Origin of the sequence: Bradyrhizobium sp., from assembly GCF_019242285.1 — a bacterium.
GTDB lineage: Bacteria > Pseudomonadota > Alphaproteobacteria > Rhizobiales > Xanthobacteraceae > Bradyrhizobium.
In genome coordinates, this window is the sequence record NZ_JAFAVV010000174.1 from 1 (window position 1) to 8,741 (window position 8,741).

Annotated in this window: 9 protein-coding genes; 1 reads left to right on the forward strand and 8 read right to left on the reverse strand. The window is 61.1% G+C overall.

Translation table 11 applies throughout. The features are described 5' to 3' along the window. Positions 1-383: 383 nt before the first annotated feature. The 5 genes from JOY90_RS06535 to JOY90_RS06555 all read right to left on the reverse strand — a co-directional run bounded on the left by JOY90_RS06535 (position 384) and on the right by JOY90_RS06555 (position 3,909). Positions 384-1,223: a YihY/virulence factor BrkB family protein gene (locus tag JOY90_RS06535; protein WP_291690332.1), complete on the reverse strand. Its 840-nt coding sequence runs from the start codon at positions 1,221-1,223 to the stop codon at positions 384-386. Positions 1,224-1,244: 21 nt separating this feature from the next. Next, positions 1,245-1,913 carry a hypothetical protein gene (locus tag JOY90_RS06540; RefSeq protein WP_291690333.1) on the reverse strand — a complete coding sequence of 223 codons (669 nt, stop codon included), beginning with the start codon at positions 1,911-1,913 and terminating at the stop codon, positions 1,245-1,247. Positions 1,914-1,996: 83 nt separating this feature from the next. Continuing rightward, positions 1,997-2,398, reverse strand: coding sequence for a phage holin family protein (locus JOY90_RS06545; RefSeq protein WP_291690334.1), 402 nt, complete (start codon positions 2,396-2,398; stop codon positions 1,997-1,999). Continuing rightward, complete coding sequence (locus JOY90_RS06550) at positions 2,382-2,897, reverse strand: hypothetical protein (protein ID WP_291690335.1); 516 nt, start codon at positions 2,895-2,897, stop codon at positions 2,382-2,384. Before JOY90_RS06550 ends, JOY90_RS06545 begins: the two co-directional genes overlap by 17 nt. Beyond that, positions 2,890-3,909, reverse strand: a complete 1,020-nt coding sequence (locus tag JOY90_RS06555) for a DUF3618 domain-containing protein (protein ID WP_291690336.1) — start codon at positions 3,907-3,909, stop codon at positions 2,890-2,892. Before JOY90_RS06555 ends, JOY90_RS06550 begins: the two co-directional genes overlap by 8 nt. 241 nt (positions 3,910-4,150) lie before the next feature. Here JOY90_RS06555 and JOY90_RS06560 point away from each other — a divergent pair, with 241 nt between their 5' ends. Next, complete coding sequence (locus JOY90_RS06560) at positions 4,151-4,753, forward strand: cupin domain-containing protein (protein WP_291690337.1); 603 nt, start codon at positions 4,151-4,153, stop codon at positions 4,751-4,753. Positions 4,754-4,882: 129 nt separating this feature from the next. On the opposite strand, the gene JOY90_RS06565 is transcribed toward JOY90_RS06560, so the two are convergent. The 3 genes from JOY90_RS06565 to JOY90_RS06575 form a co-directional block, all read right to left on the reverse strand. After that, positions 4,883-5,398: a ferritin-like domain-containing protein gene (locus JOY90_RS06565; protein WP_291690340.1), complete on the reverse strand. Its 516-nt coding sequence runs from the start codon at positions 5,396-5,398 to the stop codon at positions 4,883-4,885. Between the two features lie 315 nt (positions 5,399-5,713). Further along, entirely contained in the window at positions 5,714-7,123 is a 1,410-nt protein-coding gene (locus JOY90_RS06570) for a carbohydrate porin (protein ID WP_291690338.1), read from the reverse strand. A gap of 504 nt (positions 7,124-7,627) precedes the next feature. Next, a partial coding sequence (locus JOY90_RS06575) for an MFS transporter (RefSeq protein ID WP_291690339.1) occupies positions 7,628-8,741 on the reverse strand: 1,114 nt, incomplete at its 5' end.

Sequence of the window (8,741 nt, forward strand, 5' to 3'; positions counted from 1 at the left end):
AAGCCCTTGAGAACAAGACGTTTTCAGGGGCTTTCTTCTGTCCGGATTTTGGCGCGGAATTCCGCTCGTGGAAGCGGCGAGGAAAGTCGCAGCGTAAAATCGGCGTGGGCGGCGTGTCGCAATGACTCAATTGTGATTGAAAGCGTCGCGACGGCGGCGTCATCGACCTCACGATTAGCGACGTCCCACAACCTTCTGTTGCGCCGAGCGCTCCGTCGCTCCGCGATTTGCTGGCAGCGAGGCCCTCGGACTGGACACGATTGGGCCAGCTCTGATCGCGACGCGCTGCCCACGTGAGCGGGCACTGCAAGTGGAAAATCGCGCCTGGGGCTCGTTGACGGTCACCCTTGGCAATGGACGTCGCTTCGGACTGCCGGCCCCGATCAGCCGGCCCGGCGCGCATTGATCGAGCCCTGATGCGCGGCGAAGGCATGCGTGATTTCGGCGCCGAACAAGATGATTTGGGAGGAATAGTAGACCCAAATCAGCACGACGATGATCGAGGCCGCAGCACCGTAGGTGGATTCCAGGCCCTGTCGGCCAATGTAGTATCCGATCGCGAACTTGCCGATCTCGAACAGCGCCGCAGTGACGGCAGCGCCAACCCAGACATCGTACCAGTCGACGGATGCGTCCGGCAGCCATTTGAACATCATCGCGAACAGCAGCGAGATGACCGCAAAGGAAACGACGAGAGTCAGGAGATGCAGCAACCACTCCTGGAGGTGCGACCCGGCATAATTACCAAAAGCCGACACCGCGGTCGTCACGACCAGCGACACCATCAAAAGAAATCCAAGAGCCAATACGGCTGCGAACGACGCCACGTAGTTGAGCACGAAATGCCGGACACCGGTTTCCTTGGTTTCGTCGACTTCCCAGACGATATTCAGGGCATCCTTGAGCTGAACGACGACCCCCACGGCGGCGAGCACGACGGCCGCGGTCCCTAGCGCCGATGCGAGCAGACCTTCCCGTGGACGGCCGGCTTCCGAGAGCATGGCCTGGACCGCTTGCGCGCCAGTTTCACCGATCATTCCCTTGATTGATGCCGCGACCTGACCGGTCACGGCGTCCCGGCCGAACAACACACCCGCGATCGCGATAGCGATGACGATCACCGGTCCGATCGAAAACACGGAGTAATATGCAAGCGCCGCTCCCTGCCGCGCGTCCTTGTGAGCGGACCAGTTGCTGGCGGCTTCCTTCAGGATATTCCACATGGGGACCGTCGAGAACGGGCATCAGTGGGGTCGGTCGAATTGCGGATGGTTGGCGGCGATCTTGGACGTTCGGACCGCATCGATCGCGTCCGCGCCAGCACCTCGAACGCGTTCGAGCGCTTCTTCCGCGACCTCGCTTGCCTGGTTGCTCACCGTATCGGCTGCTTCCTTGAGACTTTTCGAAAGCGCGCCGCCGTGGCGCTGGGCGCGAGATTTCAGATCCTCGCTCAGCGGCCCCAACCATTCCTTCTCGGTCCTGGTGGACTCAAAGGCGCCTGCGGCCATCGCGCCGATGGCAAGTCCGATAGCGCCAAGCAACAGAGGCTGACGTTCGAGCGTTTCGGCGAGAGAGCTCTGCGCCTTGCCGTAGGCCTGCCTGGCCGTGGAGCGCACGTCAGGCATGCCGTCCAGTGCATCTCGGACGCGGGCGGTGCCACTCTCGACCGCGTCCTGCAGCGAGCCAATCGTGCTCGAAGCCGCGCCGGAGGCTGCGTGCATCGCAGCTTTCGCACTGTCACGGAGGTCGCCACCGGTCTCGCGAACGCTCCGATCACCGTCCTCCCGGGTGTTTTTCCCGCGGCTGGCAGCTTTCCTGATGTTGTGAGTGGTGAGGTCGGCGAGAGGCTCGGCAGCCGCCGCCACGCCGCTCCCGATCGATTTAAGACCCTGGTTGCCCAGCAGCAGCCACATGGCGCCCCCGGTCACCAGAGCCGCGCCGACGGGGTTTGCGCGAGCCGCCGCGGTCAGACTGTCCACGAAACGACTTGGCGTGCTCATCTGACCATTCCTTTCACGGTTGCCTTGTCCTTGTCGAGCTGGCGCAAGGTTTCGGTGGGGGCAAGTTTTCTTGCCTCAAGTCGGTTGAGGGCGAAGGCAACCAGCACCGCAGCCAAGAGCAAGTCCAGGATCGCAGAAGCGAGGTAGGAGAGGGGTTGTGACCAACCGGCCGAGATCAGCGCCGCCGAAAAGGCGAAGAGCGCCATCACTACGGCGGGAATGAGCAGCGCTGCGCCACCGGCCAGCAAACCCACCGCAATTCCCACCTGCTGAGCCTTCTCGCCCAACTCGGCTTTCGCAAGGTCGATCTCGTTCTGGAAGAGCCTGGTAAATTGCGAAAGGGCATCTCCGAGCAATTGCGGAATGCCGCGATCTTGCTCGTCATTCATGATTATCATCCTCTTTGGCGCTGTCTTCGTCCGAGGCCTTCAACAAACGAATGACCGCGAAGCCGGCGAGAACCGACAAGCCGAGAAATGCCGTGGGTTGCCGCCGGGCGAAATCCCTGGCGCCGGCGATGAGATCACCCAGCGTGCCGTCACGGAGCTTATCGGCTGCGTCCTCGACGTAGCCGGCGGCTGAATTGATGCTCCGCGCCGCAAAAGGCGCGTCGCCTTCGAAGGCACGGGAAGCTTCGCGGATGTTCCTGGCCAAGCGATCCACGAAGTCGGCACCTGCATGCTGCTGCTTGCGTGCGTGTTCCTGGATCTGGTCGGCGGCCTCGGATGCGACATCCGACGCGGCATCGGCGGCTTCCTTGAAGCGCTCACGCGCCGTGTCAGCAGAGGCTCTGAAGGCCTGCCCCGCGCGCTCCTTGGCTTGTTGTCCGGCGTCGGCGATTTGGTCCGTCAAGGTTTGCGAGGCCCTGTCGTCGGTGTGCAGATCGGTTTCACTCATGATTGCCTCGATCGAATTCGGGATGGTTGGCGTGGGATGGCTCAAAGGCCGTGGTGATGACATCTTCGGTTACTGTCCTGAGAGTATCGGCGGCCTCTTCAGTGATGCGGCTCGCGTGACCGCCGAGATCCGCCTCGGCCACGCTGCGCATCGCTGCGTCGGCCGCCGAGAACGCGGTCTCCTTTGCCGTCTCGAAGCCGGATTGAGCGGCGGCGGCCGCAGCCCTTTTCACTTTCGAACTGGACCGCCCCAAGGCCGCGGATTCTGCCCGGCTGGTTGGAAGCGATGAAGCAAGAAGGGCCCCGATTGCCACGCCAAGGCTACCGACCAGAACAAGGTTGTCCCGGATCGTCTCGCGGGCGGCGTCGGGTGCGGAGGAGAGGGCATTGCCGGCCTTGGCCCGCACCTGCTGCATCGTTTCCTTGGTGGCCTGCGCGCCGGCTGCGACCTTGTCGCTCAAGTTCGCGCGGGCCCTCTCAGCCTGGTCCTGAAGGTCAGCCATTCTGCCGGAAGCGGCGTCGCCAATCTCCGTCGCCGTGCCGGTCACCTGCTGGATGGCGCCCGCTGCCCTTTCCTTCAGCCCTTGCCCCGCCGTCTGGACCCGGTCCGACGCATCGGATGCAAGCTCCTGTGCCCGCTCGACGATCGGCCCCGCCAAGTTCGAAGCCTGCTCACGAACCGATTTGGAGCTTATCGCCAGCCCGGCCGCCATCAGCAGCAGCGGCATCGGAATGCTGCGCGCCAGCCGAATGACCGGCGCTGCCGCGGCCGCGCCGACGGCGATCGCCTGAACGGGATTGTCGATGGCGCGCTGCTTTAAGTCGTCGAGCCAGCCCCTTCCTTTCTGATGAAGGTAAGTAGCTGCTTCCGATTTGATTCCCGCCGGCGAGACCTTGTAGCGAATGTCCTCGGCCGTATCCTTGACCCTGTTCCTGAGCAGGTCGACAGTCGCGGCAAGCTCCGCGCGGCTTCGTTCCGACTCCTGCCGGATGTCTTCGACTGAGCGTCCCATGGTTTTCCCTCTTGTTTGTTCTTGTTGTTTCCAGTCGAACTCCGGGCCGAGGCGTTGGTTCCAGAGCGCGCCATACGAGTGCAGGAACACGATGTTCAGAAGTGTACATAGAGCGAGCCGCCGGAACGCGCCTCGTGGCTCCGGTGCATTTCGAAGGACGCTGCTTGCCCGTTAGCGGCGTTATGTCATCGTCCTCCTGCGGCCGTCAGGGCTGGTGGCGCCGCTGCTCCGGAGAATGATCATGCCGTTCCTTGAAGATCTGAAAGAATATACCGAGAGGGCCATCAGCATCGGGCGGCCCGGAAAACGCCAGGCGAAAGATCTTGTGAAGCCCCGCAAGGCCCACGCGGTCCGCTTCAAGGATGATGGTCTTATCCCAAACCATCCGCGATGGCCGCTGATCCTTTATCGCGGTGCACTCCATCTGGAGAAGCGTTACGATCCCGCAGCAATATTGGAAGACTTGTTCGAAGCAAACGGCTGGAGCGACAGCTGGCGTGACGGCATCTACGACTATGTCCACTATCATTCCCGCATTCATGAGGTTTTGGGAATTGCCCGCGGAAAGGGCCGGGTTCGCCTCGGCGGCAACAAGGGCAGAATCTTCACCCTGAAAGCTGGAGATGTGGCGGTCCTGCCGGCTGGAACCGGCCACCAGTGCCTTTCCGCCAGTGCCGACTTCCTCGTGGTTGGGGCCTACCCATCTACGGGATCGTACGACGAGTGCACGCGTATCGAGGATCGTCCCCGTGTCCTCAAGTCGATAAGCCGGGTCCCGCCGCCCCGAAAGGACCCCGTCTACGGCGCAGACGGGCCCATGTCGAAGCTGTGGCGAAGGAAATAACACCAAGTCCGCGTGCTTGTCGCGACATGGCGGTTTCGGCCCGATGCGATGTCAGGATGCCTTCTGCATCTCGAAACACCGAGGGCTCCGCCGTTCGTGCGAAGCCCTCGGTTCGAAGATTTCTTGGGATCAGGCAGCAGTCGACCCCTTGGCATTGACACCCTTGCGCAGCGCGACCGTGTTAAGCTTGCTGTTCGCCGCCTTTTCCTCGTTGAGGTTCGTCGTCAGGAAACGCACGATATCGTCGTGACCGAGCTCTTCCGCCCAGGCGATCAGCGTTCCGTAACGGCAAATCTCGTAATGTTCGACGGCTTGCGCGTTGGCGACGAGAGCGGCGTCCAGCACCGCCTTGTCCTCGATCTCGCCGGCGGTTTCGTCGGCTTCCTTGATGATGCCGTCGATGGCCGGACACTGGGTCCCGCTGGGCTCCTTGCCGAGCTTCTCGAATACCTTCCGCAGCCGCTCGATCTGTTTGTTGGTCTCTTCGAGATGACCCTTCAGGCCAGCAACCAGGTCACGGTTCGTGGCCTTCTCGATCATCTTAGGGAGCGACTTAACGATCTGCTGCTCGGCGTAGTAGATGTCCTGAAGACCGTGGATCAGCAGGTCTTCCATCGACTTTATATCCTTGGTGAAAAGTCCCATTCGGAGTCCTCCTTGGAAAAGGGCGCTAGGGGAACGCCGGGAGAGGGAACTCGTTCCGTGGCCGTGGGCCAGCAGAGGAGCAGAAGAGATCGCGAACAAGGCTATCCAGGACTATCGCGTTTAACTGCACAAGCACCTCCGCCGCGCTTCGCGGCGACAAGACGCGTCTACTGGGCGCGGGGATGGCAGGTCTGGTTCGAGTCGCAGCATCGCGATATTCCTTATTCCAATTCGGATGGCCCGGTAGGGCCATCGAACTTCTTTCACCGAGGGCAGGGCCCTTTGGGCAAACCGCTCGCATTTTGGGAGCAGGCTTCAAAACTTCAGGGTCGTTCGCACCCCGAAGACCGTCGCGTTCTTGAGAGCCCTGCCTGCAAGGGATCCAGACGGATTGGTCGCGCCCCCGCCCGGATGGATGAGGTATTGGAAGTTGGGCTGAAGGGTCCATCCGTCGCGCACCTGATACTGGTAGACAGCGGTGAGCAACCCCTCGAAGCTTCGCATAGGCCAATTCGGGTTGATCAATGCTCTGTAATCTGCATCAAGCGCCTGTGCGCGCTTGGAGACGTGAGCATAGCCGGCGGCGATCCCGAACTTGTCGTCCGGCCGATCGTTGCCGAGGCCGATGAACTCGATGCCCGCGTCCCCGTAAAGATCAATCAGGTTGCGATCGGCAGGCGCTCCGGCCAGGCGGGCGAACAATCCTATGCCGCGATCGTCGCTCTGCGGCACCCGATAGACCTGCTGTTCGAAGACTGCCCATGCTCCTGCGTCGCCAGACAGAAATAAGGGCGCGCCGCTGCTCGCTGAGGCGGCGAGTGAAACGCCGTTGGATGCGAGTCGCTGGTCAGCAAAGGATCCGAAGTGTTGCCAACCGCCGAGTTTGATTTGGCCGGAAAGACGGGGGTCGCCCTTCTTGTTGTTCCAGGCGTATTGGATCTGACCGAGCAGAAGCGGTGGATCGTTGATGCGGAAATTAATGCCGTAGCGATCGCGCTCCTGCGCGTCGCCGGATCCTGGCCCTGCCTGATTGCCGTCGAAGACGCCGCCCAGCACGGATAGCTGATCGGTGATGTTGACCAGGAGCCGGGTTCCCATCGCCGCGAGGGGCGGCGAGGGTCCGCCGCTGGGCAGATCGACTGACGTAATTGCTGGCCAGCCCATGGAGGCGTTGGTGAAGACATCAGCGTACTTGGTGTTGAAGAACTCGCTGTCGGCCGCGAGCTGGCCGAACTTAAGCGACACCTTCTTCTCGCCCCACTGCTTCTCGAAATAGGCTTCGTAGAGCCTGGTGGACGGCAGCGCTTCAATGCCGCTGACGACGAAGAAGTTCTGCAAGTTGCTGCGCGACAGCCCGTCACCATGAATCTGAAACATGTTGGCGTGAAAAGTGAATTTGTTGATCCCGACGAGCTTCTGCAGATCGACGTCCACGGCAAGATTCAATCGGCCGTCATAGATCGCGCCCTGCTTCAGTCCGCCAGAGGCGTTGCCGAGCACTTCGCCGATGTAGGTGGCCGCGAATTTGATCCCGTATTTCTGCAACGGATTCGGCAAAAGCCCGAGCGTCTTTTCTTCGATCGTGCTCTCTCCGGTGTCAGGATCGGCAGGTTTATCGTCGTCAGTCTTCTTGCCTTCCTGCGCCAACGCGTGGGTCGCCGCAAGCAGACCAACGACCGCAATCGTGCCTGCGAAGCGACTGCTGCACTTGTTTGATCGGACCAACAAACCGGACTCCTTCGAGGAGATCGCAATTGGATATGATCGCAGTCCCCAATTCAAGCGCCTCGCTGAACCGGTGGTGGACAACGACAAGCGGTACCGATGTGTTCACCTCTGGACCATTCGGAGGTGCCGAGCTGAGCACTAGCCTGGCTCGAGGTGCCGCTGCCTTAGCGATCGTCGTCCGAGGCACCGGTGATCAGACCTGTGCCGAGAGTAGAAATCGAAGCCTTTCCGTTTCTGCTTGGGCCGTCCGATCGCTCCGGCTTCCATCGCATCCTCTCGCTGCGCGGCCTCGATCTCGTCCGCAATGCGAGATTGAACAGCGCGATAGATGCAAGCATCGTTTGCCTAAGAGCCGTTCGGCACAGCCGAAGCCCAATCAAGTCGCATTAACAAACAATCTCCTTCATCGGCGCGTTTCTCCTTAGGCTTGGCGTTCTTCCACTCCGTGGTTGATCAAGAACCTGGCATGCGCGAACAACTAAAAGTTGTCGATCGGAAATCCTACCTTAAGTGGTGAGATGGCTCTCCCGTGGCAATCGGTACGGGCGTGCCTTGTGGCTCGCTTTTGGCGAGCGGGGATTTTGCGTTCTGCTCAGCGGTCCAGGGGGGCCTGCGCACGTAGCGCACGCAATAGACAGCAATCGCGCCGATGATTCCGGTGACCAACGCCCAATAGGCCGGAGCCAGCCGGTCGCCCGTGGCGTTCATCACGGTAGTGATGAAGAAGGGACCAAGTCCCCCGAACGCTGCTCCCGTCAGGTTGTAGACGATGCCGATTCCGCTAGATCGGATCTGGGTAGGAAGCAGCTCCGAGAGCAGCGCGGGCAGTGCCCCGGATACCAATCCAACGAGCACATTGGCTATGCATTGCACGAACAGAAACGACACGAAACTTGGCTCGCGGATCAAGCCCGACAACAGAGGGTAGGAGATCATCGTATAGGCGATGCAGGCAGGCAGTAAGACCGCGCGGCGTCCGTGGCGATCCGCGAGCCAAGCCGACAGAAGCAGCGCTGGCACCTGAAACATGCAGCCGATCAGCGTCGCTACTTGAGCCTGGTCCATGGTGAGTTTAAGTCCGCGCACCGCGTAGATAGGTAGGAACACGAGGAACAGGTAAAACGAGGCAGAGCCGACCACCACGATCCCGGCCATGCAGATGGCCTGCCAAGGATAATGGGCGAGCACGTCTCGTAACGGCGTGCGCGCAGGCCCCCCTTTGGTCCTGATGTATTCGGCGAATTCGGGCGATTCGGCGAGTTTCGAGCGCATGTAGAAACCAACTGGGCCGATGAGACTGCCGACGACGAAGACGGCGCGCCAACCATAATTTTCCACAGCCTGGGGTGACAGAGTCCAGTTCAGCAGGAGGACGATGACGATGGTAATCGCGACCGTAATAGCTTGGGAAACCATTTGGCTGCAGGTATAGAGCGCTTTGCGCCCAGCGGGCGCATATTCAACGAGAAGCGAGGTCGCGCTCGCAAACTCACCGCCCGCGGAAAACCCCTGGATCAGACGAGCCAGTGTGATGAGGATCGGCGCGGCGATGCCAATCACCGCATAGGCCGGCGTGATTGCGAGTATCGCGACCCCGACTGCCATGCTGACCGAA